The 26,507-nt window shown below is 65.9% G+C and carries 23 protein-coding genes, 2 pseudogenes and 1 riboswitch; of the genes and pseudogenes, 17 read left to right on the top strand and 8 right to left on the bottom strand.

Translation table 11 applies throughout. The annotated features are described in order from the left end of the window. Positions 1–54: 54 nt before the first annotated feature. The 5 genes and pseudogenes from QA640_RS28345 (at position 55) to QA640_RS28325 (ending at position 5,476) form a co-directional block, all read left to right on the top strand. Positions 55–1,006 (top strand): annotated as a pseudogene (locus tag QA640_RS28345) (ABC transporter permease). A gap of 8 nt (positions 1,007–1,014) precedes the next feature. Further along, complete coding sequence (locus tag QA640_RS28340) at positions 1,015–1,899, top strand: ABC transporter permease (protein WP_283042914.1); 885 nt, start codon at positions 1,015–1,017, stop codon at positions 1,897–1,899. Between the two features lie 2 nt (positions 1,900–1,901). Next, positions 1,902–2,915: an ABC transporter ATP-binding protein gene (locus tag QA640_RS28335; protein WP_283036166.1), complete on the top strand. Its 1,014-nt coding sequence runs from the start codon at positions 1,902–1,904 to the stop codon at positions 2,913–2,915. Beyond that, positions 2,912–3,925: an oligopeptide/dipeptide ABC transporter ATP-binding protein gene (locus tag QA640_RS28330; RefSeq protein WP_283036165.1), complete on the top strand. Its 1,014-nt coding sequence runs from the start codon at positions 2,912–2,914 to the stop codon at positions 3,923–3,925. The genes QA640_RS28335 and QA640_RS28330 overlap by 4 nt, the downstream gene beginning before the upstream one ends. Positions 3,926–3,982: 57 nt before the next feature. Continuing rightward, the gene (locus QA640_RS28325) at positions 3,983–5,476 is read left to right on the top strand and encodes an ABC transporter substrate-binding protein (protein ID WP_283036164.1); all 1,494 of its coding nucleotides are present in this window, start codon (positions 3,983–3,985) and stop codon (positions 5,474–5,476) included. Positions 5,477–5,551: 75 nt separating this feature from the next. On the opposite strand, the gene QA640_RS28320 is transcribed toward QA640_RS28325, so the two are convergent. After that, positions 5,552–6,157, bottom strand: coding sequence for a pyridoxamine 5'-phosphate oxidase family protein (locus tag QA640_RS28320; RefSeq protein ID WP_283036163.1), 606 nt, complete (start codon positions 6,155–6,157; stop codon positions 5,552–5,554). Between the two features lie 128 nt (positions 6,158–6,285). Between QA640_RS28320 and QA640_RS28315 the strand changes: the two genes are divergently transcribed. Together QA640_RS28315 and QA640_RS28310 are read left to right on the top strand one after the other, a co-directional pair. Then, a complete protein-coding gene (locus QA640_RS28315; RefSeq protein WP_283036162.1) occupies positions 6,286–6,750 on the top strand; it encodes a glutathione S-transferase N-terminal domain-containing protein in 465 nt (154 codons plus the stop codon). 122 nt (positions 6,751–6,872) lie between these two features. After that, on the top strand, positions 6,873–7,691 hold the full coding sequence (locus QA640_RS28310) for an aspartate dehydrogenase (protein WP_283036161.1): 819 nt from the start codon (positions 6,873–6,875) through the stop codon (positions 7,689–7,691). Between the two features lie 6 nt (positions 7,692–7,697). On the opposite strand, the gene QA640_RS28305 is transcribed toward QA640_RS28310, so the two are convergent. Then, positions 7,698–8,999 carry a sorbosone dehydrogenase family protein gene (locus QA640_RS28305; protein ID WP_283036160.1) on the bottom strand — a complete coding sequence of 434 codons (1,302 nt, stop codon included), beginning with the start codon at positions 8,997–8,999 and terminating at the stop codon, positions 7,698–7,700. Between the two features lie 263 nt (positions 9,000–9,262). Beyond that, positions 9,263–9,697: pseudogene (locus QA640_RS28300) on the bottom strand (HAMP domain-containing protein); the annotation flags it as partial. A gap of 242 nt (positions 9,698–9,939) precedes the next feature. On the opposite strand from QA640_RS28300, the gene QA640_RS28295 reads away from it, so the two are divergent. The 3 genes from QA640_RS28295 to QA640_RS28285 are packed head-to-tail and all read left to right on the top strand — an operon-like array spanning position 9,940 to position 13,458. After that, positions 9,940–10,893, top strand: coding sequence for a sugar-binding protein (locus QA640_RS28295; protein WP_283036159.1), 954 nt, complete (start codon positions 9,940–9,942; stop codon positions 10,891–10,893). A 27-nt stretch (positions 10,894–10,920) separates the two neighbouring features. Then, complete coding sequence (locus QA640_RS28290) at positions 10,921–12,423, top strand: sugar ABC transporter ATP-binding protein (RefSeq protein WP_283036158.1); 1,503 nt, start codon at positions 10,921–10,923, stop codon at positions 12,421–12,423. A gap of 12 nt (positions 12,424–12,435) precedes the next feature. Continuing rightward, positions 12,436–13,458: an ABC transporter permease gene (locus QA640_RS28285; RefSeq protein WP_283036157.1), complete on the top strand. Its 1,023-nt coding sequence runs from the start codon at positions 12,436–12,438 to the stop codon at positions 13,456–13,458. A 173-nt stretch (positions 13,459–13,631) separates the two neighbouring features. On the opposite strand, the gene bluB is transcribed toward QA640_RS28285, so the two are convergent. The 3 genes from bluB to cobU are packed head-to-tail and all read right to left on the bottom strand — an operon-like array spanning position 13,632 to position 15,551. Further along, positions 13,632–14,264, bottom strand: a complete 633-nt coding sequence (bluB, locus tag QA640_RS28280) for a 5,6-dimethylbenzimidazole synthase (RefSeq protein ID WP_283036156.1) — start codon at positions 14,262–14,264, stop codon at positions 13,632–13,634. Continuing rightward, positions 14,264–15,043 carry an adenosylcobinamide-GDP ribazoletransferase gene (locus QA640_RS28275; RefSeq protein WP_283036155.1) on the bottom strand — a complete coding sequence of 260 codons (780 nt, stop codon included), beginning with the start codon at positions 15,041–15,043 and terminating at the stop codon, positions 14,264–14,266. The genes bluB and QA640_RS28275 overlap by 1 nt, the downstream gene beginning before the upstream one ends. Before the next feature lie 4 nt (positions 15,044–15,047). Beyond that, on the bottom strand, positions 15,048–15,551 hold the full coding sequence (gene cobU, locus QA640_RS28270; RefSeq protein ID WP_283036154.1) for a bifunctional adenosylcobinamide kinase/adenosylcobinamide-phosphate guanylyltransferase: 504 nt from the start codon (positions 15,549–15,551) through the stop codon (positions 15,048–15,050). A 126-nt stretch (positions 15,552–15,677) separates the two neighbouring features. On the opposite strand from cobU, the gene cbiB reads away from it, so the two are divergent. Continuing rightward, the gene (cbiB, locus tag QA640_RS28265) at positions 15,678–16,619 is read left to right on the top strand and encodes an adenosylcobinamide-phosphate synthase CbiB (protein ID WP_283036153.1); all 942 of its coding nucleotides are present in this window, start codon (positions 15,678–15,680) and stop codon (positions 16,617–16,619) included. 10 nt (positions 16,620–16,629) lie between these two features. After that, complete coding sequence (gene cobD, locus QA640_RS28260) at positions 16,630–17,598, top strand: threonine-phosphate decarboxylase CobD (RefSeq protein WP_283036152.1); 969 nt, start codon at positions 16,630–16,632, stop codon at positions 17,596–17,598. A 3-nt stretch (positions 17,599–17,601) separates the two neighbouring features. Here cobD and QA640_RS28255 read toward each other — a convergent pair whose 3' ends face one another. Then, entirely contained in the window at positions 17,602–19,050 is a 1,449-nt protein-coding gene (locus tag QA640_RS28255) for a cobyric acid synthase (protein WP_283036151.1), read from the bottom strand. Between the two features lie 8 nt (positions 19,051–19,058). Beyond that, positions 19,059–19,694: a cob(I)yrinic acid a,c-diamide adenosyltransferase gene (gene cobO, locus QA640_RS28250; protein WP_283036150.1), complete on the bottom strand. Its 636-nt coding sequence runs from the start codon at positions 19,692–19,694 to the stop codon at positions 19,059–19,061. A 40-nt stretch (positions 19,695–19,734) separates the two neighbouring features. After that, positions 19,735–19,956: riboswitch (cobalamin riboswitch) on the top strand. A gap of 93 nt (positions 19,957–20,049) precedes the next feature. On the opposite strand from cobO, the gene QA640_RS28245 reads away from it, so the two are divergent. The 5 genes from QA640_RS28245 to QA640_RS28225 are packed head-to-tail and all read left to right on the top strand — an operon-like array spanning position 20,050 to position 26,507. Next, a complete protein-coding gene (locus QA640_RS28245; RefSeq protein WP_283036149.1) occupies positions 20,050–20,424 on the top strand; it encodes a DUF1636 domain-containing protein in 375 nt (124 codons plus the stop codon). Beyond that, positions 20,421–21,470 carry a cobalamin biosynthesis protein CobW gene (cobW, locus tag QA640_RS28240; protein WP_283036148.1) on the top strand — a complete coding sequence of 350 codons (1,050 nt, stop codon included), beginning with the start codon at positions 20,421–20,423 and terminating at the stop codon, positions 21,468–21,470. Before QA640_RS28245 ends, cobW begins: the two co-directional genes overlap by 4 nt. Further along, complete coding sequence (gene cobN / locus QA640_RS28235; protein ID WP_283036147.1) at positions 21,470–24,718, top strand: cobaltochelatase subunit CobN; 3,249 nt, start codon at positions 21,470–21,472, stop codon at positions 24,716–24,718. Before cobW ends, cobN begins: the two co-directional genes overlap by 1 nt. Next, positions 24,715–25,878: a precorrin-3B synthase gene (gene cobG, locus QA640_RS28230; protein WP_283036146.1), complete on the top strand. Its 1,164-nt coding sequence runs from the start codon at positions 24,715–24,717 to the stop codon at positions 25,876–25,878. Before cobN ends, cobG begins: the two co-directional genes overlap by 4 nt. After that, a complete protein-coding gene (locus tag QA640_RS28225; protein ID WP_283036145.1) occupies positions 25,878–26,507 on the top strand; it encodes a precorrin-8X methylmutase in 630 nt (209 codons plus the stop codon). Before cobG ends, QA640_RS28225 begins: the two co-directional genes overlap by 1 nt.

Genomic DNA, 26,507 nt, shown 5'->3' with positions numbered 1-26,507 from the left:
GATCGTGCCAAGGGAAGGGAAGCCTGACACCGTGAGCCCTGAACCCGAGAGCACATGAGCGTATTTGTCCTGCGACGGCTTGTGACCTTGCTGGCGACGCTGGTCGGCGCGTCCCTGATTATTTTCCTGGTGCTGGACGCGCTTCCCGGCAACGCCGCGCAGATGCTGATGGGCGCGGATGCTTCGCCGGATGCGGTGCGGGCTCTGACCATCAAGCTCGGCCTCGATCAGCCGCTGACGCTGCGCTATCTGCAATGGGTCAAGGGCATGGCGGTGGGCGACCTCGGCAACAGCTATGTCTACGGCACGCCCGTCGCCGGCCTGATCGCGGAGCGGCTGGTGCTGACCATTCCGCTCGCGATCATGTCCATGGCGATCACGGTGACGCTCGCGCTCGCCGCCGGCATCTACACTGCCGCCAACCACAACAGGCTCGGCGATGTCGGCGTGATGTCGCTGACCCAGGTCGGCATCGCACTGCCGAACTTCTGGTTCGCCATTCTGCTGATCCTGCTGTTCTCGGTGAAGCTGCAATGGCTTTCGGCCGGCGGCTTCGCCGGCTGGGACGATGGCATCTGGCCGGGCGTCAAGTCGCTGCTGCTGCCGGCGATCTCGCTCGCCGTGGTGCAGGCCGCGATCCTCGCGCGCGTCACGCGCTCGGCGGTGCTGGAAGTCCTGCGCGAAGATTTCGTCCGCACCGCGCGGGCCAAGGGGCTCGGCAAGCGCGAGGTGCTCTGGAGCCACGTGTTGCGCAACGCGATGATTCCCGTGATGACCGTGATGGGCCTGCAATTCGCCAATCTGCTCGCCGGCACCATCGTGATCGAGAACGTCTTTATATCTGCCTGGCCTGGGCCGGCTGATCTTCCAGTCGATTGCCAATCGCGACCTGATCGTGGTGCGCAATTGCGTGATGCTGCTGGCGGGCATGGTCGTCATCGTCAATTTCGTGGTCGATGTGCTCTATGCCTTCATCGATCCCCGCATCAAGGTGCATGACCTGTGAGCGACCCGCTGACCGCCGCCGTCGGCCTGCCGACGACATCAGCGCCGTCGCGGCCCGCGACGGGATTCTGGCGCCGCGCGCTGCGTCATCGCAGTTTCGTGCTCGGCAGCGCGCTGGTTTGCCTGGTGATCGGCTCGGCGCTGCTTTCGCTGGTGTGGACGCCCTGGTCGGCTTACGACATCGATATCGCCTCGAAGCTCAAGCCGCCGTCGTTTTCACACTGGCTCGGCACCGACTCCTTCGGCCGCGACATCGTCTCGCTGCTGCTGGTCGGTGCGCGCTCGACCATCCTGGTCGGCATCATCGCGGTCGGCATCGGCCTCACCTTCGGGGTATGCTTGGGCTTGCTCGCGGCTGCGCGAAAAGGCTGGACGGAAGAGCTCATCATGCGCATGAGCGATTTCACCTTTGCCTTTCCCGCCGTGCTGTCGGCAATCATGCTCGCCGCGGTGGTCGGTCCCGGCATGCTGACCTCGATCACCGCGATCGGCATCTTCCAGATCCCGATCTTCGTTCGCGTCACCCGCGGTTCGGCCAACGCGATCTGGGCGCGCGAGTTCGTGCTGGCGGCGCGCGCGTCGGGGAAGGGGGCTTTTCGCATCACCGTCGAGCATGTGCTGCCCAACATCCTGTCGATCCTGATCGTGCAGGCGACGATCCAGTTCGCGCTCGCGATCCTGGCCGAAGCCGCGCTATCGTATCTGGGGCTCGGCACGCAGCCGCCGCAGCCGTCCTGGGGCCGCATGCTGAACGACGCGCAGACGCTGCTGTTCCAGTCGCCGATGCTTGCGGTCTATCCGGGGGCGGCGATCGCGGTCGCCGTGCTCGGCCTCAATCTCCTCGGCGACGGATTGCGCGATCTGCTCGATCCGAGACTGGCGCGGGAGCGGTGACGATGGGCGATCCCGCAAATGCGCCGCTGATCGACGTCGACAATCTCAGCGTCCGTCTCAACACCAGCCGTGGCCCGGCGCAGGCGGTTCGCGGCGTGAGTTTCTCGCTGAAGCGCGGCGAGACGCTGGGGCTGGTCGGCGAATCCGGCTGCGGAAAATCGATCACTGCGCTGGCGCTGATGGGCCTTTTGCCTGATAGCGCCGTCCTCAGCGGCAGCGTCCGCCTGGACGGCCGCGAGCTCATCAAACTCTCCGATGCGGATTACTGCAGGCTGCGCGGCAACCGCATCAGCATGATCTTCCAGGAGCCGATGACCGCGCTCAATCCGATGCACACGATCGGGCATCAGATTGCCGAGCCGCTTCGGCGCCACAAGAATTACCCCGCAAGCCGGGCGCGCGCCGAGGCGATCGCCCTGCTCGACCGCGTCGGGCTCCCGGATGCGGCCAAGCGCGTCGATGCCTATCCGCACCAATTCTCCGGCGGCCAGCGCCAGCGCGTCACCATCGCCATGGCGCTCGCCTGTGAGCCCGACCTGCTGATCGCGGACGAGCCGACCACCGCGCTGGACGTTACCATCCAGGGGCAGATCCTCGACCTCATCGCCGATCTCGTCGAGGAGCGGGGCCTGTCGATGATTTTGATCTCGCACGATCTCGGCGTCATCGCCGAGAACGTCGAGCGCATGATGGTGATGTATGGCGGCACCGTGGTCGAGAACGGACCGACCGACGAGGTGTTCCGCCGTATGGGCCATCCCTACACGCAGGGCCTGTTCCGCGCCCGGCCGCAACTCGGCGCGCGGAAGGGGACGCGGCTGAAGACCATCGCCGGCACGGTGCCCGAGCTCGCCGATCTGCCGTCCGGCTGTATGTTTGCCGATCGCTGCCCGCTCGTGATCGATCGCTGTCGCGCCGCGCTTCCACCGATGGTGGAGATCGGACACGGCCATGGCGTGCGCTGCATCAGGACGGATGTGTCGCTGGCAGAACGCGTCGGGGCGGTGTCCGCATGACCGCCACCGCGCAACCGCTCCTTGACGTGAGCGACCTCGTGCAGCGCTACGCGTTGCCGCGCGAAAGCCTGTTTCGTCCGCCGGGCCATGTGCTGGCGCTCAACGGCGTCAGCGCGCGGATCGAGGCGGGGAAGAGTCTCGGCGTGGTCGGCGAATCCGGCTCGGGCAAGTCGACCTTTGCCCGCGTGGTGATGGCGCTGGAGCGGCCGACGTCGGGGCGGGTGGAGCTGCTCGGCCGCGACCTCAATCAATTGCCCGCCGATGAGCTCCGCCGCGTGCGCCGCGATTTTCAGATGGTGTTCCAGGATCCGTACGGATCGCTCGATCCGCGCCAGACGATCGCGCGCATCGTCGCCGAGCCGCTCACGGCACTGGAGCGCACCGATCGCGCGACGCTGCGTGCGCGGGTCTCTGCGGTGCTGCGGCAGGTCGGCCTGCGCGATGCGGACATGGACAAATATCCGCATGAGTTCTCGGGCGGTCAGCGTCAGCGCATAGCGATCGCGCGCGCGCTGATCACCCAACCGAAACTGATCGTCGCCGACGAACCGGTGTCCGCGCTCGACGTCTCCGTGCAGGCGCAGGTCTTGAACCTGATGCAAGACCTTCAGGAGCAGTTCGGCCTGAGCTACGTCCTGATCAGCCATGACCTCGCGGTCGTGGACTATCTCTGCGACGAGGTCGCGGTAATGTATCTCGGCCGGATCGTCGAGCAGGGCGGACCGGAGGACCTGTTCGCGCATTGCGCCCATCCCTACACGCGCGCGCTGCTGGAGGCCGTGCCGCGCGCTCGCGCCGGGCGTGTGCGCCGCCGCCGCGGCGCGCAGGCGATCGCCTCGCAGTCATCAGCTGCGACCGGATGTCCCTACGTTTCGCGATGTCCGCTGGCCGACCAGCATTGCCGCGAGGCCGCCCCTGCGCTACGCAGGGTTGGAGAGGCACATCTTGCGGCCTGCCACAAGGCCGAGGAGGTCATGGCGCTGCCGGCCGTGGCCGCGGAACCGGGTTAGCACGGGACCGCGGAGTGGCGTAGATTGGTCGGGTGAATGGCCGCGGAGAAGAAAGACATGTTCAAGAAGCTTACCATCGTCGCGCTGACTGCCGCTTTTGCCGCGGCGTCGATGCCGGCTCTGGCGCAGAGCAAGAAGGATAGCGTCGTCATGGGTATGACGCTGGAGCCGCCGGGGCTCGATCCCACCAACGCGGCTGCATCGGCGATTGGCGAAGTCACGCTCTACAACATCTACGAGACGCTGACCAAGATCAACGAGGACGGCTCTGTGTCGCCCCTGCTCGCCGAGAGCTGGACGGCGTCGCCTGACCTGAAGACCTATACGTTCAAGCTGCGCAAGGGCGTCAAATTCCACAATGGCGAGCCGTTCGATTCCGCGGCGGTGAAGTTTTCGTTCGAGCGCAATGCGGCGGCGAACAGCACCAATAAGGACAAGAGCCTGTTCCAGAGCTTCGAGTCCGTGACGGCGCCCGATGCCGACACGATCGTCATCGCGCTGAAATATTCCGAGCCGAACCTGCCGTTCCTGCTCGGGCAGGCGAGCGCCTCGATCGTCGAGCCGAAGAGCGCGCCGACCAACGTGACCCAGCCGGTCGGCACCGGGCCGTACCAGCTCGGCGCCTGGGTCAAGGGCTCCTCGATCACGCTCAACAAATGGGCCGACTATCGCAACGCCTCTGCGATCAAGCTGTCCAAGGTGACGATCCGCTTCATCGGCGATCCCGCGGCGCAAATTGCAGCCCTGCTATCCGGTGACGTCGATGCGTTTCCGCGCGTCACGCCCCGCGGCGTCGCTCAGTTCAAGGGCGATCCGCGCTTCACGGTGCTGGTTGGCGGCTCCAAGGCCAAGACCATCGTCGCCATCAATGAGAAGAAGAAGCCGCTTGACGACGTCCGTGTTCGTCGCGCGATCCTCGCCGCGATCGATCGCAAGGCGATGATTGACGGCGCCGTCGAGGGTTTCGGCACGCCGATCGGCAGCTTCTACACGCCGGGTTCGCTCGGTTACATCGACACCACCGGCATCAATCCTTTCGATCCCGGAAAGGCGAAGAAGCTGCTGGCGGAAGCTGGCGTCACCTCGCCGCTCGAAATCAGCCTGAAGCTGCCGCCGACGCCCTATGCGCGGCAGGGCGGCGAGATTCTCGCGGCCCAGCTCGCCAAGGTCGGCATCACCGCCAAGATCGAGAACGTCGAATGGGCACAGTGGCTGTCGCAGGTGTTTGCTCCCAACGGCCCGCACAATTTCGACCTCACCATCGTCTCCCATGTCGAACCGTTCGACCTCGTCAAGCTGACCGAGCCCGACTATTACCTCGGCTACAACAACGAAGCGTTCAACGCGCTCTACAAGCAGATCGTGACGACGCCGGATGAAGCCGGCCGTGCCAAACTGCTCGGCGATGCCCAGCGCATGTTGGCAACGGACGCCGTCGCCGGATTCCTGTTCCAGCCGCAATGGCCCACCATCGTCAACAAGAAGCTCAAGGGCGTCTGGAAGGAAGTCCCGCAGTTCGAGAACGATTTCTCGGCCTGGTCCTGGGAGTAGGCACCGCGGGTCGATTTAGCGCATAAGGCTTCATGTCGTGACGGCCGGGTTCGAGCCGGCCGTCGTCGCCCTTCGTCAGCCTTTGAACGTCGGCTGGCGCGGATGCACAACATCCTTGAAGTCGGCAAAGTCCTTCCACTTCGGCTCGGGCGCGGCGCATCCGGCCTGCGGCGTATAGATCGAGGGCTCGGCGAGTTGCATCGTCGGAATGTAGCGCGGACAGTTCGGGAAGATCGCGCGCGCGGTAACCCGAACGATGAGCTGCGCGCCGACGGTTTCGGCCAGCAGCGGATCGGAGTCGCTGACTTTCGCCGTGCCGTTGACGCGCAGGCGCTGCGGCTTGCCGTGCATGGCGATGAAGAGCAGGCCGACATCGGCATTGACGACGATGTTGCCGAGACTCTTGAACATGCCGTTGCCGTCATAGTCCGGAAAAGCAATCTCTGACGGCCCGGTCACGCGCATGAAGCCGGGCGGACCGCCCTTGAACGAGCAATCCGGCCGCCCCTTCGCATCCGCCGTCGCCAGGAAGAAATAGGGTAGGCTCTCGATGAACAGCTTGTCGTCTTCGGAAAACTCCCCGCGCGTGAGCTTCTCCTCCAGCCGGTCCGAAATCCGCCGGCTGTCGAACCGGTCCTGCAACTGCCGATTTCCGTCGTGATACATCACGCTCTCTGGCATGTGATCCTCCAGCTCGCGATTACGGCCCGATCGGACTGGCCCACAGGGAGCTTACGCCTTCCACGTCATTTCGGATATGGTCGATCGCGCTCGTACAAGCTGCGTTCAGTCCATTGCCGGAGGCCAACATGCTGCAGCTCTATGGAAATACCAGATCGCGCGCCACGCGCTGTCTTTGGATGCTCGAGGAGATCGGGCAGCCCTATGAGCTGATCGAGAGGAGCACCCGTGCCGATGACCTGCAAACGCCGGACTATCTCCGGCTCAATCCGAATGCACGGATCCCGACGCTCGTCGATGGCGATCTCGTGCTTTGGGAATCGATGGCGATCAATCTCTATCTCGCGCAGAAATTCGACGGGCCGATGCATTGCGGACCAGAGGTTGCGGGGCTCGCCTTTTTTGACGGCAGCGGCACGTTTTCGGGCAAGCAGACCTCGAACGTCAGACGAACAGCCCGGCGCAGGAGAATCTCCAGGGTACGTACACCATCAACGCGGATTGCAGCGGCGCGATGGTCATGGACGGCCAGCCCGGCGGCACCGCGCATCGGGACATTTTTGTCAGCTCCGACGGCAAAAAGGGCCGCATGATCCGCACCGATGCGGGCATCCACGGCGTCCGCACTTTCGAGCAGTGAGAACTGCCGCTGGTGAGGCGGCTTTGCGCGCACGAAACGCCTGAGCTATGAAGAGCCTAGGCGGAGGTGTTGCGCATGGCCGACCATCAGAAGGATTTGCGGGTCGCGATCGCGGGATTGGGCTCGATCGGCGCCAAGATCGCAGCTGAGCTCGATCGCGGCCTCGAGGGCCTTGTGCTGTCGGCGATCGCGGCGCGCGAGCCGGACAGGCATCGCAGCTTCCTGAGCGGCCTGCGCCATTCGCCGGCCATACTGCCGATCGAACAGCTTTCCGAGGCGGCTGACATCGTCGTCGAATGTGCGCCGAGCGGTGTGCTGCGGAGTATCGTCGAACCCGTGCTGAGGCGAGGGAAGGCGGCGGTCGTCGTCAGCGTCGGCGCGCTTTTGGACAATTCCGACCTCATCGATCTCGCCAAGGCCCATGGCGGCCGCATCATCGTGCCGACCGGCGCGCTGATCGGGCTGGACGCGGTGAACGCGGCAGCCGTCGGCACCATCCATTCCGTCAAGATGGTCACGCGCAAGCCGATCGACGGACTGAAGGGCGCGCCGTTCATCGTGCAGAACGGCATCGACATCGACAATTTGCGCGAGCCGCTCATGCTGTTCGCGGGCACCGCGCGCGAAGCGGCCAAGGGCTTTCCAGCCAATCTCAACGTCGCGGTCGCGCTGTCGCTGGCGGGCATCGGCCCCGATCGCACCATCGTTGAGATCTGGGCGGATCCGACGGTGACGCGCAACGTCCACCGCATCGAGGTGGAGGCCGATTCCGCGCGCTTCTCGATGGGAATCGAGAACATCCCCTCCGAGAACCCGAAGACCGGCATGATCACGGCATTGTCCGTGATCGCCTTGTTGCGCAAGCAGCGCGCCACGCTCAGCATCGGGACGTGAGCGCGCTTACGCGCCGGTCACGCGCCAGATGACGTTGCCGACGTCGTCGGCCACCAGCAGCGAGCCGTCAGGCCCGAGCGCGACGCCGACCGGACGGCCGTAGGACTCCTTCTCGTCGGGCGCGAGGAATCCGGACAGGATGTCTCGCGCAGGACCAGAGGGTTTGCCGTTCTCGAACGGCACGAACACCACCTTGTAGCCGCTCAGCGTCGAGCGGTTCCAGGAGCCGTGCTGGCCGATCACCATGCCGTCGGGGAAGCCGGGCAGGCTGCCGGCCGGCATCCAGCAGAGGCCGAGCGAGGCCGTGTGTCCGCCGAGCGCATAGTCCGGCGTGATCGCCTTTGCCACCATCGCGGCATCCTGCGGCACGCGGTCGTCGACCGTCTGGCCCCAGTAGCAATAGGGCCAGCCGTAGAAGCCGCCATCGCGCACCGAGGTCAGGTAGTCGGGCGGCGTCTCGTCACCGAGCCCGTCGCGCTCGTTGACGACGGTCCAGAGCACGCCCGTGTTCGGCTCGAAGGCAAGGCCGACGGGATTGCGCAGGCCGCCGGCGAAGATGCGGCTCGTGCCGTTCACGAGATCGAGCTCGTAGACCGCGGCGCGCCCTTCCTCGACCTCCATGCCCATCTCGGCGATGTTGCTCAGCGAGCCGACGCCCGCATACAGTTTCTTGCCGTCCGCGCTCGGCAGCAGGCTACGGGTCCAGTGTCCGTCCGGCTTGAAAGCGACGAGCTTGCGTCCCGAAGCCTTGATGCTTTCCGCGCCAGCGACATAGGGGAATGCGACCACGCCGTCGGTGTTGCCGACATAGAAGGTGTCGCCGATCAGCGCCATGCCGAACGGCTGGCTCAGTCCTTCCACGAACGTCCCGCGCTGCTCGGCGACGCCGTCGCCGTCCGCATCGCGCAGCCGCGTGATGCGGTTGGCGCTGATGCCGAGGGCCGCGGCGCGTCGCATCGTTGCCTGCATCGCGTAGTGAAACACGCTCCTCGGCGCGCCCGCGATCTGCGTTGCCTCGGCGATCAGCACGTCGCCATTCGGCATCACGTTGATCCAGCGCGGGTGGTCCAGCCCGGTCGCGAACGCGTTGACCTTCAGTCCGGGCGCGGCGACCGGCTCCTCGCCATTGCGCCAGCCCCGCGCGGTCGGCATCTTCAGCGTCGGGATGGCGCCTTGGGGCTTGGCTTCCGGAATCTGGGGCGCGCCGCCCCAGGCCGGTTGTGGCTGGGTCTCCGACATCCGCCGCCAGACGAGCGCAGCTCCGCCAATCAGCGCGACGACGCGCGCGAACACGCTGGAAAAACTCATGAAAATCCCCTGTTGAGCCCGCGGAACCGATCCGGCCTGCGTGGCTGTCGCGATGGTCCTGCGGCCGGCTCGGCTAGCAGCAAGGCAAGACGCAGATGACAGTAGTTATACGATCTTACTGTTTCCAATCGAATCACCGAGATTGCATAGTGCTCCCTTGTCAGGGCGCTTCCTCCCTTAAAAATCCTGCCGCCCTGGTTGGCGGGCCTCTTTTTGGGCCGCCGGGACTCCGGCGCTGTCGCGTGCCTCTCTTCGGAGCGGATGAGCGGTGTGCGCAGCTCATGGCTGACGACGGCCAGGAAGCGCGACTTGGACTCGTTGGCCTGCACGGCGGCGCTGCGCGCGCGTTCGGCGGCATCGTGCTCGGCGAGCGCATGATCGCGGGCCTTTTCGAGCTCGGCCGTACGTTCGGCAACCTTGCGCTCCAGCGTCGCGTAGGACTCGCGTAAGTGAGCGGCCATCACGTTGAACTGGTCGCCGAGCGCCTCCAGCTCGTCATTGGTCTTGATGGCAAGCCGCAGGGAGAGATCGCCGCTGCCGATCCGCTTTGCGCCCTGCGTCAGCATCTGGATGGGGACAGTCATGCGCCGGCTGAGCAGGAACGCCGCCGGAACGGCCAATGCGAGCATGGCGAGCAGCAAGAACGTCGAGCGCCCGATAGAGGCGTAAATCGGCGCATAGGCTTCGTCGATCGGCAGCGCTGATTTGCCTGGCCCGATCGAAGGGAGCCGGGCCCTCGGTTGCACGCCCGGCGGGTTTCTGGTACGTTTGAGGTGCGTGCCTCATTTTTCTTCCTGCAGGCTGAAGTCGGCGGCGCCGCGATCTCCTTGATCCCGGAGCGGGGCTTCGTTGCTTGGGTGGGCGAGAAAACGGGGCGTTTGCTCAATGCCATGAAGAGTCGGCCGCGATCGACGGCCAACCGCTTAAAAGGGAGGGGTATATGCAGCGTCTCTTGGTTGCAGGTGTGTCCGTTGCGTTCGCGGTCGCGTTGGGTCTCGGTTCGGCCAATGCGGCGGACAAGAAGGTTTTGGCCTTCGTCGTCAACGGCGCGTCCGACTTCTGGAAGATCGCCGAAGCCGGCGTGAAGAAGGCGCAGGGCGAACTGCCCAATTACGAGCTTCAGTTCAAATATCCGGAACAGGCCGCAGCCGCCGTGCAGCAGCGCGTGATGGACGACCTCGTCGCGGCGGGTGCCGCCGGCATCATGGTCAGCGCCGTCGATCCGAAGAACCAGACCGAGCAATTGAACAAGGTCGCCTCGCAAACAGTGCTGTTCACCACCGACAGCGATGCGCCGGCCTCGAAGCGCGTCGCCTATATCGGCTCGTCGAACACCGATCTCGGCAAGGAAGCCGGCAAGCTGATGCTGAAGGCGCTGCCGAACGGCGGCAAGTGCGTCGGTTTCGTCGGTCTGCCCGGCGCCGACAACGCCCGCGAGCGCATCGAGGGTGTGAAGGAGACGATCAAGGGCTCGAAGGTCGAGCTCGTCGACGTCCGCGGCGACGAAATCGATCAGACGCGCGCCAAGCGCAACGTCGAGGATATCCTCGCCGCCATGCCCGACGTGAGCTGCCTGGTCGGCTTCTATTCCTACAACACGCCGCGCATCTACGAGGTGCTCAAGGAGGCCGGCAAGCTCGACAAGATCAAGATCATCGGCTTCGACGAGGATCCGATCACGCTCGGCGGCGTCAAGGAAGGCAGTATCGTCGGAACTGTCGTGCAGCAGCCGTTCGAGTGGGGCTATCAGGGCATGAAGCTGATGGCCAGCTATATCGGCGGCGACAAGTCGGGCATCCCGGCGAACGGCATCATCATCGTTCCCGGCAAGGTCATCGACAAGGCGAATGTCGACGACTTCATGGCGTCGATGAAAGCAATGCTCAAGAAGTAGGGGTGTCAGCGCTGCTCGCAGCCGCCAATGCCTGAGCCGTTCCTCGAACTGGTCGACATCAGCAAGACCTATCCCGGCGTGGTCGCCCTCGACCACGTCGACCTCAAGGTCGCGCCGGGCGAGGTGATCGCGCTGATCGGCGAGAACGGCGCCGGCAAGTCGACCCTGATGCGCGTGCTCGGCGGCGTGGTCGAGCCGAGCGGCGGCCTCATCCGGGTCGACGGCGTCGAGCGGGGTTCGCTCAGCGTGACGGAGGCGATCCAGGCCGGTATCGCCTTCGTTCACCAGGAACTCAACCTCTTCGATAATCTCGATGTTGCCGGCAATGTCTTCATCGGGCGCGAGCCTGTGCATAGCGGGCCGTTGCGGCTGATCGACCGCAAGGCACTCTATGCGAAGGTACGTCCGTTGCTCGAACGGCTCGGCGCCGATTTCGAACCCGGCGCGCCGCTCGCCGAATTGTCACTCGCCCAGCGCCAGCTCGCCGAGATCATGAAGGCGCTCTCGCTCGACGCGCGCCTCGTCATCATGGACGAGCCGACCTCGAGCTTGACCTTGACCGAGACGGACCGCCTGATGCGGGTCATCGAGGGGCTCAAGGCCGACGGCGTCAGCATCATCTTCATCACGCACCGCCTCAACGAGGTGATGCAATGTGCCGATCGCGCGGTTGTGCTGCGCGATGGGCGCATGGTCGGCGCGCTGACCCGCGCCGAGCTCTCGCCGGCGGCGATGATCCGACTGATGATCGGGCGCGACCTCAAATCGCTGTATGTTCCGCCGGCAGCTCCTCCCGGCGAGGCCGTGCTCGACATCGTCGAAGCCGTCACCGACACCTATCCGGAGCGCACTGTCAGCCTGTCGGTGCGTCGCGGCGAGATTTTGGGGCTTGCCGGCCTGGTCGGCTCAGGGCGCACGGAGCTGGCGCGGGCCATCTTCGGCGTCGATCCCTTGCGCGGCGGCGCGATCAGGCTCGACGGTGCGCCGATCCGGATCGCCAGCCCGCGCGCCGCGATCGAGCACGGTATTTACCTGGTCCCGGAGGACCGCAAGAGTTCGGGTCTCCTGCTCGACGTCTCGATCGCCGAAAACATCTCGCTGCCGGATTTGTCGTCCTACCTGCGCCTCTGGCTCGTGAACACCGCGCGAGAGACCGAGAACGCCCGACGCCAGCGCGAGCGCCTCAAGATCCGTGCGCCCGACGTCGAAACCGCCGTCGGCTCCTTGTCCGGCGGTAACCAGCAGAAGGTCGTGCTCGCAAAATGGTTGTCGATGCGGCCGAAGGTCTTGATCTTCGACGAGCCGACGCGCGGTATCGACGTGGGCGCCAAGCAGGAGATCTACGACATGTTACGCCGCCTGACCGATGCGGGCGTCGCGGTCCTGATGATCTCCAGCGACATGGAGGAGGTGATCGGGGTGAGCGACCGCATCGCGGTGATGCACGAAGGGGCGATCTCGGGTTTCCTTGATCGCAGCCAGTTCAGCGAGCACAATGTGCTGCAACTGGCCGTCGGCCACACAATTTGAGGCGAGGGGACCTTGAACAAGAAAGATCTGAGCCTCCTGGTCCTGATCCTCGTGGTTGGCGCGGTCGTCACCTTCATCAACCCGCGCTTCCTCCTGGTCGGCAATCTCTCCAACACCGCCAACCAGGTCGGGATGTTCGGCATCTTCTCGATCGCGGAAGCCTTCGTCATCATCATCGGCGGGATCGAGCTTTCGGTCGGCTCTGTCATCGCGCTGCTCGGCGTGCTCTTCATCGACCTCATCGTCAATCACGACGTCAACTGGATGCTCGCCTTTGCCGCGATCATCGCCGGCGGGCTAGCAATCGGGGTGGTCCACGGCACGCTCGTCACCAGGATGCACATCCAACCCTTCGTGGTGACGCTGTGCGGACTTTTGATCTATCGCGGCGCGGCGCGCTACTACACCGAGGATGCCACTGCCGGCTTCGGCTTCGGCGCGAGCTTTCCGACGCTGGAATGGTTGACCGCGGGGCGCACCAATGTGCTCGGCTTTCCCTTGCCACACAGCGTGGTCGCGCTTGCCATCGTCGCCACGATTGCCTGGGTGCTGCTGCATCGCTCCGTGTTCGGCCGTTATCTCTACGCCGTCGGCAAGAACGAGGAGGCGGCGCGCTATTCCGGCATCCGTTCCGATCGCGTCGTGATCTCCGCCTACATCGTCTGCGGCGGGTTGACCGCGTTCGCTGCGATCCTGATCGCGATGTACACCCGCTCGATCTCGCCGGCGGTGCACGGCTCCTTCTACGAGCTCTACGCGATTGCCGCTGCCGTGCTCGGCGGCTGCTCCCTGCGTGGCGGTGAGGGATCGATCATCGGTGTCGTGCTCGGCACCGTGCTACTCCAGGTGCTGCAGAATCTCGTCAATCTCCTGGGCATTCCGAGCTCGTTGAATTTCGCCGTCATGGGTACGGTGATCCTGATCGGCGTGCTCGGCGACCAGTATCTGGTGCAGCGCCGCCGCGCGACGACGGCAATAATGCGGCGGCAGGCTAACGTTGCAGCAGCGCCCCTGGAGCGCGCGAACGCGGAGTGAGGTTGACGCCGCGGCGCGTCAGACCCAGGCGCCATCGACGACGTAGCGTGCCGCGACGGCGCTGCGCGCGTTAAGCGATTCAGCGCGACCCTAGCGATTGCGGTCGTCACGTTTATAACAAAAGGTGAGGCATTTTGAGGGGCGCACCTCAGTCGTGCCACGAAGGAATGGCTTTAGCGGCGGATCGTGACTTCGGTCGAGGGCCGCCGATGTTCCCAGTCGGCCCGCTCGAGCTCGGGACGATCGAAATCAGCCTCGGGATAGCCGACGCAGAGATAGCCGATGAATTTCCAGCTGACGGGCACGTCGAGAATCTCGCGGATGCGGAGCGGGTTGAGGATCGACACCCAGCCGATCCCGATGCCGTCCGCGCGCGCGGCGAGCCAGGCCGAGACGATCGCCGCGACGACCGAATAGTCGAGGGTCTCCGGCATCGTCGCGCGGCCGAGGCCGTGCCCGGTCTCGCAGGCTTTTTCCGCGAACACCGCCAGATGTCCGGGCGCCTCTTCGAGGCCGGCCAGCTTGAACGTGGCATAGCGCGCGGCGCGCTCGCCGGAATAGGCTTTGAGCGCGTCGGCATTGCAGAGCTTGAAGTCGTCGATCACAGCACGCCGACGCGTCTCGTCCTCGACGATCACGAAGCGCCAGGGCTGGCTCAGCCCGACCGATGGCGACAGGCATGCGATGTCGATCAGCCGCTCCAGCGTGCCCTCGGGCAGCGGATCGGTCCGAAAGCGTCGCACGTCGCGGCGCCAGACGAAGAGCTCGCGCAACTGCCGGCGGAAATCGTCGTCAAATGACACCATCAGGAAGCCGCATGAAAGAGCGAGGCGGCCATCAGCAGGATGGCGGTCTCGGCGACTTGCTCGTAAGCACCGAGTATATCACCGGTCTGTCCGCCGAGCTGCCTGATCGCGAACCAGGCCGTCAGCAGTCCGATGAAGGCGAGCAGGATCACGGCAAGGATTGCCTTGCCCGGCCCGAAGCCGATCGCGAGCAGGATGGCACCAAGGCCGAGCGCGATGGCGGCGTTCGGCCCTGCCGGCCGGCCGGCGCCGGCGGACAATCCATCCGTCCGCGCCGGCGGCACCAGCGCCATGAACAGCGGCAGGCCCGCGCGCGCTGCGACATGCGCGAGCAGAAGCGCGATCAGGACCGAGCGCGGCGCGGCGATGGCGGCGAGCGCGCTCCAGCGCAGGCCCAGCGACACGACGAGCGCGCACACGCCAAAACTGCCGATGCGGCTGTCCCGCATGATCTCGAGCTTTCGCGCGCGCGTGCCGCCGCCGAGGCCGTCGGCGGCGTCGGAGAGGCCATCCTCATGCAGTGCGCCGGTAATGATGATCGTGCTCGCAAGCCCCAGCATCGCGGCGGGGCCGGGCGTCACACCGAGCGCAAAAGCGAGAGCATAGACGGCGGCACCGAGGAGGCCGACCAGCAATCCCGCCACCGGCAGCGTCCAGCCCGCACGCGCAATGTCGCCGTCGCCGACCGGCGTCGAAGGGCCGAGCGGAAGTATCGTGGCGAGCGACAGGCCGATGCGCAAATCGGTGACGATGACGGTGAGTTGCATGCGGCTGGTCATGGTCTCACTTGACTTTCATCGGCAGGCCCGCGACCACGAACTCGACCTCGTCGGCGACTTCGGCGATGACTTGGTTCAGCAGGCCGGCGGCATCGCGAAAACTGCGCGCCAGCGCATTGTCGGGCACGATGCCGAGGCCGACCTCGTTGGTCACGAGGATCACCGGGCTCTGTTGCCTGCGAAGTGCAGCAGCGAGCAGGGCCGCTTCCTTCGACCAGTCGCGTCCGGCATGGAGCAGGTTCGAGAGCCACAGCGTCAGGCAGTCGACCAGCCGCGCGCCGCCGCCGTCGGTCGCATCGAGTGCCGCCACGAGATCGAGCGGCGTCTCGCGCTCGATCCAATCGTCGCCGCGGCGGGCGCGGTGGTGCGCGATCCGCTCCGCCATCTCCGCATCAAGCGCCTCTGCGGTCGCGATGTAGACGGGAGGTCCGGGAAAGCTGCGGGCGCGCGCCTCCGCGCGCCGGCTTTTCCCGGACCTCGCCCCTCCCGTGATCAGGACAACCGCCATGAAACCTCCGTTCTGACCCGCACTAACCACCAATCGGGCGCAAAGACAAAGCCGAAATCGGCGGGCAGGGGGCTTGCGCTGCGCCCCAATTCTTGCGCATCAGGGCTGGCGAGAAGGAGATGTGACGTGGGCTTTGCCGGCGCGATGGCGGTAGCGATGACGGTGGACGCGGTCTGGGGATGGCCCGGCGCGCTGTTCACGCGCATCGGTCATCCCGTGACCTGGATTGGCAGGCTGATTGCTCTGCTTGATCGCAACTGGAACAGACCGGCGGATGCGCCGGCCGCGCGGCGTATCGCTGGCGTTGCCGCCGCGTTGCTGGTGATCGCGCTGTGCGCTGGCGTCGGCTGGTTGGTGCAGGGCTGGCTCGTTCCCGGTTGGAGCCGCACCGTCCTGCTCGGGATTTTTGCCTGGCCGCTGGTCGCGCTGCGCTCGCTGCATGATCACGTCGCCGCCGTCGCGCAGCCGTTGCAGTCGGGCGACATCGACGCGGCGCGGCTGGCGGTGGCAGAGATCGTCGGCCGCGATCCCGCGTCGCTCGACGAGGCCGGGATTTCGCGCGCGGCGCTCGAGAGCCTGGCGGAGAACGCATCCGACGGCATCGTGGCGCCCCTGTTTTGGGGCGCGCTGCTCGGCCTGCCCGGAATTTTCGGCTACAAGGCGATCAACACGCTGGATTCCATGATCGGCCATCGCTCTGAGCGTCACCTCTGGTTCGGCTGGGCGGCCGCGCGCATCGACGACGTCGCCAATTTGATTCCGGCGCGGCTGACGGGCCTGTTGTTCGCGGTGGTGACAGCGCACCCTTCAGCGGCCTTGTCCTGCATGTCGCGCGATGCAAATCGCCATCGCTCGCCCAATGCCGGCTGGCCGGAAGCGGCAATGGCCGGTGCGCTCGGCGTGCGCCTGAGCGGCCCGCGCAGCTATCATGGCGCCCTGACCGAGGAGCCCTGGCTGAACGCGGGCGGGCGCGATCCGCTCGCCGCCGATATCGGCCGGGGATTGCGGCTCTATATTCGCGCGATGCTGCTGCTCGGTGGCTTGCTCGCGGCACTGGCGTTGATCTAACGAGGCGGCGATGCGCGAGCATGGTGGCAATCTCGACACTGCGATGCAGCGGTTCGGCGGGCGCATCGAGGACTGGATCGATCTGTCGACCGGCATCAACCGGCAGCCTTATCCGGTGGGCGTGATCGAACAGAGTGCATGGACCGCGCTGCCGTCGCGATCCGAAATCGAAGAGCTGCACGAGGCCGCGCGGCAGACCTATGCAACCCAAGCGCCGCTGCTCGCCATGGCCGGCGCGCAGGCGGCCATCCAGTGTCTGCCGAGTTTGTCGCGTAAGGGCCGGGCGCGCATTCTCGCGCCGACCTACAACGAATACGCCGGGGTGCTTTCTTCCGCTGGCTGGGATGTTGCCGAGGTCACCAATCTCGACGCGCTCGCAGGCGCCGATCTTGCCATCGTCGTCAATCCCAACAATCCCGACGGCCGGCGCCATGAGCGGGCTGACCTCCTAGCACTGCTGCCATGCGTCGGCCGCCTTATCATCGACGAGAGCTTTGCAGATGCGCTGACGCAGCTGTCGCTCGCGCCAGAGGCGGCGGGGCGAGGCGGTCTCCTCGTCCTGCGCTCGTTCGGCAAGTTCTATGGGTTGGCCGGTTTGCGTCTTGGCTTCGTGCTCGGCGCGGAAGGGGACATTGCTACGCTCTCGGCGATGGCAGGGCCGTGGCCGGTTTCGGGTGCTGCTATCGCCGTCGGTCGGCGTGCGCTGCTCGATCGCGAATGGGCCAGCGCAACGACGGCGCGGCTCGGCCACGACTGCGTACGGCTCGACGCCCAGGCGACGGCACAAGGATGGCGGCTGATCGGTGGCACGCCGCTGTTCCGGCTCTACGATGTCGGTGATGCACTTGCTGCACAGGACAAGCTCGCGCGCGGCCGGATCTGGTCGCGCGTCTTCAGCGGGCAGCCGGGGTGGTTGCGTCTGGGTCTGCCGGGCGATGAGGCGGAATGGTCGCGCCTTGCATCGGCGCTCGCCCGCTGACGCTCAGCGCGCCAGCGCGAGCAGGCCTTCGACATCAAGATGGGTCTCGATGTGATCGGCGAGCGCGTCGAGCGCACTCTCGACCCTGGCGCCGTATGGCTGGTCCGTCGCGGGAATGTCGAGCTGCGCGAGGAAGGCCCTGCGAAAACCGTCCGACGTGAACAGGCCGTGCAGATAGCTGCCATGCACACGGCCATCGCTGGAGATCGCGCCTTCCGGCGCGCCGTCGAGCATCGCGAAGGGACGCGCGCGATCCGGTCCATCGGTGTGGCCGATGTGAATTTCGTAAGCGTCGATTGCTTCGCTGGTCCCGCCATGGCGCGCCGTCACGCGCGTGAGCGTTTTCTTGGGCGACATCACCGTCGTCACATCCAGAAGGCCGAGGCCGGCTGTCTCTCCGGCCGGCCCCTCGATGCCCTTGGGATCATCCACACTGCGACCGAGCATCTGATAGCCGCCGCAGACGCCCAGCACATGACCGCCGCGACGGTGGTGTGCGAGGAGATCGATGTCCCACCCTTGCGTGCGCAAGAAGGTGAGGTCGCCGCGCGTCGATTTCGAGCCGGGGATGATGACGAGCCGTGCGTCGCCGGGGATCGCCTCGCCCGGGCGGACCATCACGAGGTCAACATTTGGCTCGAGCTTGAGCGGGTCGAGATCGTCGAAATTGGCGATCCGCGACAGCGCCAGAAACGCGATCTTGCATCGGCCGGGCTTTCGCGCCTCGCCCAGTCCCAGTGCATCCTCGGCCGGCAATTCGCCGGCGCGGGTAAACCAGGGTAGCACGCCAAAACCGCGCCAGGATGTCTTGTCCTGGATCAGCCGGTAGCCGTCATCGAACAGCGCGGGATCGCCGCGGAACTTGTTGATGACAAAACCATGGATCATCGCGGCATCGTCAGGATCGATCACGGTCTTGATGCCGACCAGTTGCGCGATAACGCCGCCGCGGTCGATGTCGCCGATCAGCACGACGGGAACGTCGGCCTTGCGGGCAAAGCCCATATTGGCGATGTCGGCCCGGCGCAAATTGACTTCGGCAGGGCTGCCGGCGCCTTCGACCAGGACGAGGTCGGAACGCGCCTTCAACCGTTCAAAACTTTCGATCACTGCGCCCATCAGTGAAGGTTTCATTGCCGCATAGTCGCGGGCGCGTGCCGTCGCGAGGCGTTTGCCCTGCACGATGACTTGCGCTCCGACATCGGTCTCGGGCTTGAGCAGAACCGGATTCATGTCGGTGTGCGGCTCGACGCCGGCGGCGACCGCCTGGAGCGCCTGCGCACGGCCGATCTCGCCGCCATCGACGGTCACGGCCGCATTGTTCGACATGTTCTGCGGCTTGAAGGGGAGCACGCGCAGGCGCCGGCGCCTCGCAGCGCGCGCAAGGCCCGCAACGACGAGCGACTTGCCCACGTCCGAGCCCGTTCCCTGAATCATCAATGCGCGCGCCATCCGAACTCTCAGAACTCGACGCCGGCTTGCGCCTTGATGCCGGAGCGGAACGGATGTTTTACCAGCGTCATCTCGGTGACGAGGTCGGCGATCTCGATCAGCTCGTCCTTGGCGTTGCGCCCGGTGAGGACGACATGCGTCAGCGGCGGCTTCTGCAATTTCAGAAAGTCAACGACCTCGGTGATATCGAGATAGTCGTAGCGCAGCGCGATGTTGATCTCATCGAGCACGACCATGCGCAGGCGTTCATCCGATATCAGCTCTTTCGCCTTCTCCCAGCCCGCCTTGGCCGCAGCGATGTCGCGGGCGCGGTCCTGCGTCTCCCAGGTAAAACCTTCACCCATGGCGTGGAACTGGCAGAGGTCGCCAAAGTGCCCGGTGAGCAGGCGGCGCTCGCCGGTATCCCAGGCACCCTTGATGAACTGGACCACCGCGCAGGGCAGGCCATGCGCGACACACCGAACGATCATGCCGAAGGCGGAGGAGGATTTGCCCTTGCCCGCGCCGGTATGGACGATGATCAGGCCCTTTTCGCCGCTCTTGGTCGCCATGATCTTGTCGCGGGCGACCTTCTTCTTCGCCATCTTCGCGGCGTGCCGGGCGTCGGTTTCCTCCACCGCTGGGGTATCCGGTTCAGGCGTCATCTGACGTGGTCCTTCGGCTTGACAAGTGGCGGCCATGGGCAAATGGTGGGCCAGCGTTGGTTCCTGTCCTACGACAGGCGAAGAGGGAATGCGATAGGGCTCGAATCGGAAAGATTCGTGTTCGAAAAGCAGCCGCCCCCGCGACCGTGACCGGAGAGATGCCCGAAGCCACTGATCCCCCTTGGGGATCGGGAAGGCGGGGATCGAAGGGAAAAACCCTGCTCCGCAAGCCGGGAGACCTGCCAGCGCGCACGTTTTGGACCGGCGGACGGGGTGTTCCGCGACGGGGAAACGGATCCTCTCCTCGAGCGGTTCGTGCGCCTCATCGCCTCCCGCAGATATCCTGGAAGGGGCGATGGCCGTCACACTTCACGTTTGCATCACCTGCCGCGCTGGCCAGACGCTCGGCGAAGGCGAAACCACGCCCGGCGCGCGGCTGCATGCCGCCATCCTCGACGTCGGTGTGCCCCAGGGCGTCAACCTGGTTCCCGTCGAATGCCTGTCGGCCTGTAGCCAGGGCTGCTCGGTTGCACTCAGTGCGCCCGGTCGATGGTCCTATGTCTACGGGCGCCTGTCCGATGCCAATGCGAGCGACGTCATCGCAGGCGCTTCGGCTTACGCGGCCGCGCCCGACGGCATCGTGCCATGGCGCAGCCGTCCCGAAATCTTCCGCAAGCAATCGCTTGCCCGCATTCCCCCGATTCCCGTCGTGCCGGAGGCCGCCGAATGAACACGCTCGCAAAAGTCCCGGTCACGGTCGTCACGGGCTTTCTGGGATCAGGCAAGACGACACTGATCCAGCATCTGATCACCAATGCCAACGGCAAGAAGCTCGCGGTGCTCGTCAACGAATTCGGCAGCGAAGGTGTCGATGGCGAGATCCTGAAATCCTGTGCGGATGCCAATTGTCCTGAGGAGAACATCGTCGAGCTCGCCAATGGCTGCATCTGCTGCACCGTGGCCGACGATTTCATTCCGGCGATGGAGCAGCTGCTCGCACGTCGGGTGAGGCCGGACCATATCCTGATCGAGACCTCGGGACTGGCCTTGCCGAAGCCGCTGCTTAAAGCGTTCGACTGGCCGGAGATCCGCTCACGGATTACGGTCGATGGCGTGATTGCGCTGGCAGATGCCGAGGCGGTCGCAGCCGGACGCTTTGCGCCGGACCCGGATGCGGTGGAAGCACAGCGCGCGGCGGATGAGAATCTCGATCACGAGACGCCGCTGTCGGAGGTGTTCGAGGACCAGATCGCCTGCGCCGATATCGTGCTCTTGACCAAGGCCGATCTTGCAGGCGCGGCGGGGCTCGAAGCAGCCAGGGCGGCGATCGCCGCGGAGATCCCGCGTCCGGTGCCGATGCTGCCTGTCGTCGACGGCGCAGTCGATCTGCGCGTGATCCTCGGCCTTGAAGCGGCGGCCGAAGACGATCTCGCTGCCCGCCCCTCGCATCATGACGGTGAGGACGAGCACGAGCACAATGATTTCAACTCCGTCGTGATCGATCTGCCTGAGGTCGTCGACGTCGAGGCGCTGATCGCCTCAGTGCAGCGGCTGGCACGAGAGCAGAACGTGCTGCGGGCCAAAGGCTATATCGCCGTCAAGGGCAAGCCGATGCGGCTGTTGCTGCAATCGGTCGGCGAGCGCGTGCGGCACCAGTTCGATCGGCCCTGGGGCGCGCGCCCCCGGCAATCCAAGCTGGTCGTGATCGGAGAGCAGGGCGACATCGACGAGGCCGCGATCAAGGCAGGGCTTGGAATGTCAGGGCTTGGGATCTGATGCACGTCGTCTTCCGCGAGAGCCGCGGTCTGGAGGAGACCGCGACGCCCAGGGACATCGGCCAGGACCCGGCCGATCTCGTGGTACTCTCGTTCTCGGATTCCGATCTCGTCGCGTTCGCGGCCGGATGGCGGCGGGGGCGCGCCGCGCTGCCGTCGCTGCGGCTCGCTAATCTCGCCGAGCTGCGCCACCCGCTGTCGGTCGACACCTATATCGAGCGAACGCTGTCGCGAGCGCGCGGCATTTTGGTCCGCCTGATCGGCGGCGAGTCCTATTGGGCCTATGGGCTCGCGGCCCTCCAGCGACTGGCGAAGGAGCGCGGCATCGCGCTCGCCGTGTTGCCGGCGGATGGCCGCGACGATGAACGGCTCGATGCGTTCTCGACCTTGCCGGTCTCGACGCTCAGACGGCTGAAAGTGCTCTGCGACAAGGGCGGACCGGTCGCCGCACAAGCCGCGATCGCGCAGCTTGCGCTGGCCTCGGGTCTCTATGCGGGGCCCGTGGTTGGTGAGATCGAGGTCCCCGAGATCGGTTTCTACGAGCCGGTGCGCGGTGTTGTCTGGGCGCTGCCCGACCCCGACGGAAGACCTCGCGCACTCGTTACCTTTTACCGCTCTTATCTCACGGCCGCCGATACTGCGCCGGTCGATGCGCTAATCGCAGCGCTCCGCGAGAGAGGCTTCGATGCCTGGGGCGTGTTCGTCACGTCACTGAAGGCGCCCGGCGTCGCCGATTGGCTGCGCGCGCACCTTGCGCAATATCCGCCCGCGGCCATCGTCAATGCGACCGCGTTCTCTGCAGTTGGCGACGACGGCGCGACGCCGTTCGATGCCGCATCGTGTCCGGTCTTCCAGGTCGCGCTCTCCACGGCACGCCGCGAAGACTGGGCCGAATCGGTCCGCGGCCTCTCGCCGGGCGATCTTGCGATGCATGTCGTGCTGCCGGAGGTCGACGGACGCGTGTTTGCGGGCGTGGTGAGCTTCAAATCGGCAGGCGAACGTGATCCTGATCTGCAGTTCGCGCATCTTTCACACCGGCCCGACGATGAGCGTGTCGCCGCCGTCGTTGCGCGCGTGGCGGCATGGCAGCGGCTCGCGCAAAAGCCGGCGGGCGAGAAGCGGCTGGCGATCGTGCTCTCCAACTATCCCGGTCGGCCGCACCAGATCGCCCATGCGGTCGGGCTCGATGCACTCGCCTCTGTTGAAGCGCTGCTCTCTGATCTCAGCGAAGCCGGCTTCATCGTCGAGCCGCAGAGTGCGCTCGGCGATGTCTTGCTGAAACAGGAGTTGACATGGAGTGTCGCCGACTATCGTGGGGCTCTCTCGCGGCTTCCCCGCGCATTGCAAGATGATCTGGCACGCGCCTGGGGGGCGCCGGAGGTCGACCCGAGCTGTCGTGGCGGCGAATTTCACTTCGCGGCGATTCGAAGCGGCAACGCGATCGTCGCGGTGCAGCCGGAACGCGGTGAGGTCAGTCACCGCGACGCTGACTATCACGATCTTTCGCGCACGCCGCGCCATGCCTATGTCGCGTTCTATCTCTGGCTCCGGCAGCAGGGCGTTGACGCTGTCGTGCACGTGGGCGCGCACGGAACGCTGGAATGGTTGCCCGGAAAATCCGTTGCGCTGTCGCCGTCCTGCTGGCCGGAGGCGCTGGCCGGCGAGTTGCCGCTGGTCTATCCGTTCATTGTCAACGATCCCGGCGAGGCGGCACAAGCCAAGCGGCGGACCGGCGCGGTCACGATCGGCCATCTGCCGCCGCCGCTGACCAAGTCCGCCGTGCCTGAGGGCCTGCACAGGCTCGAGCAACTGCTTGACGAATATTCGACCGCCGACGGCCTCGATCCCGCGCGCCGGCAGCGCCTGATTGCCGCCATTCGCGACGAAGCGCGCGCAGCCGGTCTCGACGCCGATCTCGGCCTTGCCGCATCGGCTGCACCCGCGGAAGCGATTCCACGCATCGACCGCTTCGTCTGCGATCTCAAGGAAAGCCAGTTCGGCGACGGCCTGCATGTGTTCGGCCGCGGCAATTGCGGCGAGTCGGAGAGGACGGCGCTCATCGCGGCGTTGTTCGGCCGCCGCGTCGCGCCTGGGCCTGCCGGCTCGCCCTATCGCGGGCGCCAGGACGTCCTGCCTACCGGGCGAAATCTGTTTGCCGTCGATCCCCGCGCCGTGCCGACGCCGTCCGCGCATGCACAAGGCATCAAGCTCGCCGAAGAATTGTTGCGCCGTCACTTGCAGGATCATGGCGACTGGCCGAAGGGGCTGGTGGTCGACCTCTGGGGCTCCGCGACCATGCGTACCGCCGGCGAGGAGTTCGCGATGGCGCTGCATCTCGCAGGTCTCGCGCCGCGCTGGGATCACAGCTCGGGACGCGTGACCGGCTACGACATCATCTCTCCGGCCGAGCTCGGCCGTCCTCGCATCGACGTCACGCTGCGCGTGTCCGGCCTGTTCCGCGATGTCTTCTCGGGTCTCGCACAATTGTTCGATGCGGCCAGCGAAGCGCTGTCGATGCGCGAGACTGAAGGCGACGAAAATCCCTATCGCATACGCCTCGCGCGCGTGTTCGGGCCGCGTCCCGGACAATATGGCGTCGGGCTCTCCTCGATACCGGATGTGTTCACGGCGGACACACGTGAGGCGGCCGGCGAGGCCTGGCTGTCGGCCTCATCCTGGGCGTTGTCGTCCGACGGCGAGATGCGCTCCGATCGCGCCGGCATCGAGACGAGGCTCGCCGCTGCCGACGCTTTCGTCCATGTGCAGGATCTGCCCGAGACGGATTTGCTGCTCGCCGCCGATTATGCCGCGCATGAAGCAGGCGTCGCAGCCGCAGCGGCGAAGCTAGGCGCGGCCGCGCCGTCGCTCTATCACCTCGATGCGACGCGGCCCGACCAACCCCATGCGCGCGTGTTGACGGAGGAGATCTCGCGCGTCGTCCGCGCCCGCGCCGCCAATCCCGACTGGATCGCCGGCATGATGCGCCACGGTTTTCGCGGCGCGGCGGAGATCACCGCGACGCTCGAGCACCTGGCTGCGTTCGCGCATCTGGCGGGCGCCGTGCCGCCGCATCTGTTCGATCTCTATTATGACGCGACCGTCGGCAACGACGATGTCCGGGCCTTCATGGCGCGGGAAAATCCAGCCGCATTGGCAGCGATGGAAACCTGCTTCACCCGACTGCACGAAGCCGCCCTCTGGAAGACGCGCCGCAATTCGATTGCAGCAGCGCTGAAGGAGGCCTCATGAGCGCAATCGCGGTCAAGGGCTGGTGCCCGGGCGCGTTGCGCCCGATGTTGTCGGGCGATGGGCTCGTGGTGCGCGTGCGCCCGCATGGCGGACGGCTGGCGGCGCAGCAGGCGGCCGGCATTGCCGAGCTTGCCGCGCGTCATGGCAATGGTTTGATCGACGTCACCAGCCGGGCCAATCTCCAGATCAGGGGCGTAACCGACGCGGCGCATCTGCCTCTCCTCGACGGCCTCGCGCAGTTGGGCCTGCTCGATTCCGATCCCGAGACGGAATCGCGGCGCAATATTCTGGTGACGCCATTCTGGACCGCTGGCGATGACACCTGCTTGCTCGCCGACGAGTTCGAGCGGGCCCTTGCCGACAGCACGCTCGATCTTCCGACCAAGTTCGGCTTTGCTATCGACGTTGGACAGGAGCGCGTGCTATCCGGCGCGTCCGCGGATATCCGGATTGAACGTCATCGCGCAGGCGGCCTCTTGGTGCGGGCCGACGGCGCGAAACTCGGTCGCGCAGTTTCGCGCCAAGCAGCCGTAACGGCCGCGTTCGCGCTGGCAGAGTGGTTCGTGGCGTCAGGTGGGGCCAAGAACGGGCGAGGGCGGATGGCGGCGCATATCGTTGCCGGCGCGAAATTGCCGGATGCTTTGCGCGGCGACGTTGAGCCTGCCGCCGCGGCGGTTGCGGCCCGTCCTGGTCTTTATCCGCAAGGCGCGATGATGGGTGTGGCCTTTGGGCAGCTGCCGCATTCGGCGCTCACTCATCTTGCCTCCTGCGCGCCAGCGCTGCGGATGACGCCGTGGCGGATGATTTTGGTCGAGGGCATGCACGAGATGCCGAGTGGTGAAGACCTCATCACCGAGGCCGATGATCCGGCGCTGCGCGTGATCGCCTGCAGCGGTGCGCCGCGGTGCCGCGAGGCGCATGCCGATACGCGCGCGCTTGCGTCTGCGCTCGCGCCGCACATTGCACCCGATGCACGGCTTCACGTTTCTGGTTGCGCCAAGGGCTGTGCGCATTCGGGACCGGCAACGCTCACGCTTGTTGCGACCCGCGAAGGATTCGATCTCGTTCGCTTCGGCTCGACGCGCGATATGCCGGTGCTGCGCGGACTGAGCAGCACCGAGATCGTCAAACATCCCTCCCTGCTGATGGGAGGACGCTGATGCCGCACGTGTACGAGACCGACGGCGCGACGATATATCGGCAATCCTTTGCGACCATACGTGCCGAGGCGGATCTCGCGCGCTTCACGGCCGACGAGGAGCAGGTCGCCGTGCGCATGATCCACGCCGCCGGGATGGTGGGGCTCGAGGCGCATATCCGCTTCACGCCGGGTATGGCGCGTGCCGCGCGTGCGGCGCTTCAGAACGGCGCGCCGATCCTGTGCGATGCGCGCATGGTGTCTGAAGGAATCACGCGCGCGCGGTTGCTGGCCAGCAATGCCGTCATCTGCACGCTCGGCGATCCGGCCGTTGCCGCGCTGGCGCAGTCCATGCGCAACACGCGCTCGGCGGCGGCGCTCGAGCTCTGGCGGCCGCATCTGAACGGCGCTATCGTCGCGATCGGCAATGCGCCGACCGCACTGTTTCATCTGCTCAACATGCTGGAGGATCGCGATTGCCCGAGGCCGGCGGCAATCATCGGCTGTCCGGTCGGCTTCGTCGGCGCGGCCGAATCGAAGGCCGCCTTGATGGCGAAGCCGCCGGCGCCGGCATTGACCGTCGAGGGCCGCCTCGGCGGCTCAGCGATCACCGTTGCCGCCGTGAATGCGCTGGCGAGCCGGAGCGAATAG

This window comes from Bradyrhizobium sp. CB82 (assembly GCF_029714405.1).
Taxonomy (GTDB): Bacteria; Pseudomonadota; Alphaproteobacteria; order Rhizobiales; family Xanthobacteraceae; genus Bradyrhizobium.
Note: the sequence above shows the minus strand (reverse complement) of the source record. Positions and strands in the feature narration are given on the sequence as shown.

Coding starts and splice junctions, on each gene's coding strand:
- QA640_RS28335 (WP_283036166.1), top strand. CDS start 1,902: ATGGGCGATCCCGCAAATGCGCCGCTGATCGACGTCGACAATCTCAGC.
- QA640_RS28330 (WP_283036165.1), top strand. CDS start 2,912: ATGACCGCCACCGCGCAACCGCTCCTTGACGTGAGCGACCTCGTGCAG.
- QA640_RS28325 (WP_283036164.1), top strand. CDS start 3,983: ATGTTCAAGAAGCTTACCATCGTCGCGCTGACTGCCGCTTTTGCCGCG.
- QA640_RS28320 (WP_283036163.1), bottom strand. CDS start 6,157: ATGCCAGAGAGCGTGATGTATCACGACGGAAATCGGCAGTTGCAGGAC.
- QA640_RS28315 (WP_283036162.1), top strand. CDS start 6,286: ATGCTGCAGCTCTATGGAAATACCAGATCGCGCGCCACGCGCTGTCTT.
- QA640_RS28310 (WP_283036161.1), top strand. CDS start 6,873: ATGGCCGACCATCAGAAGGATTTGCGGGTCGCGATCGCGGGATTGGGC.
- QA640_RS28305 (WP_283036160.1), bottom strand. CDS start 8,999: ATGAGTTTTTCCAGCGTGTTCGCGCGCGTCGTCGCGCTGATTGGCGGA.
- QA640_RS28295 (WP_283036159.1), top strand. CDS start 9,940: ATGCAGCGTCTCTTGGTTGCAGGTGTGTCCGTTGCGTTCGCGGTCGCG.
- QA640_RS28290 (WP_283036158.1), top strand. CDS start 10,921: ATGCCTGAGCCGTTCCTCGAACTGGTCGACATCAGCAAGACCTATCCC.
- bluB (WP_283036156.1), bottom strand. CDS start 14,264: ATGGTGTCATTTGACGACGATTTCCGCCGGCAGTTGCGCGAGCTCTTC.
- QA640_RS28275 (WP_283036155.1), bottom strand. CDS start 15,043: ATGACCAGCCGCATGCAACTCACCGTCATCGTCACCGATTTGCGCATC.
- cobU (WP_283036154.1), bottom strand. CDS start 15,551: ATGGCGGTTGTCCTGATCACGGGAGGGGCGAGGTCCGGGAAAAGCCGG.
- cobD (WP_283036152.1), top strand. CDS start 16,630: ATGCGCGAGCATGGTGGCAATCTCGACACTGCGATGCAGCGGTTCGGC.
- QA640_RS28255 (WP_283036151.1), bottom strand. CDS start 19,050: ATGGCGCGCGCATTGATGATTCAGGGAACGGGCTCGGACGTGGGCAAG.
- cobO (WP_283036150.1), bottom strand. CDS start 19,694: ATGACGCCTGAACCGGATACCCCAGCGGTGGAGGAAACCGACGCCCGG.
- QA640_RS28245 (WP_283036149.1), top strand. CDS start 20,050: ATGGCCGTCACACTTCACGTTTGCATCACCTGCCGCGCTGGCCAGACG.
- cobW (WP_283036148.1), top strand. CDS start 20,421: ATGAACACGCTCGCAAAAGTCCCGGTCACGGTCGTCACGGGCTTTCTG.
- cobN (WP_283036147.1), top strand. CDS start 21,470: ATGCACGTCGTCTTCCGCGAGAGCCGCGGTCTGGAGGAGACCGCGACG.
- cobG (WP_283036146.1), top strand. CDS start 24,715: ATGAGCGCAATCGCGGTCAAGGGCTGGTGCCCGGGCGCGTTGCGCCCG.
- QA640_RS28225 (WP_283036145.1), top strand. CDS start 25,878: ATGCCGCACGTGTACGAGACCGACGGCGCGACGATATATCGGCAATCC.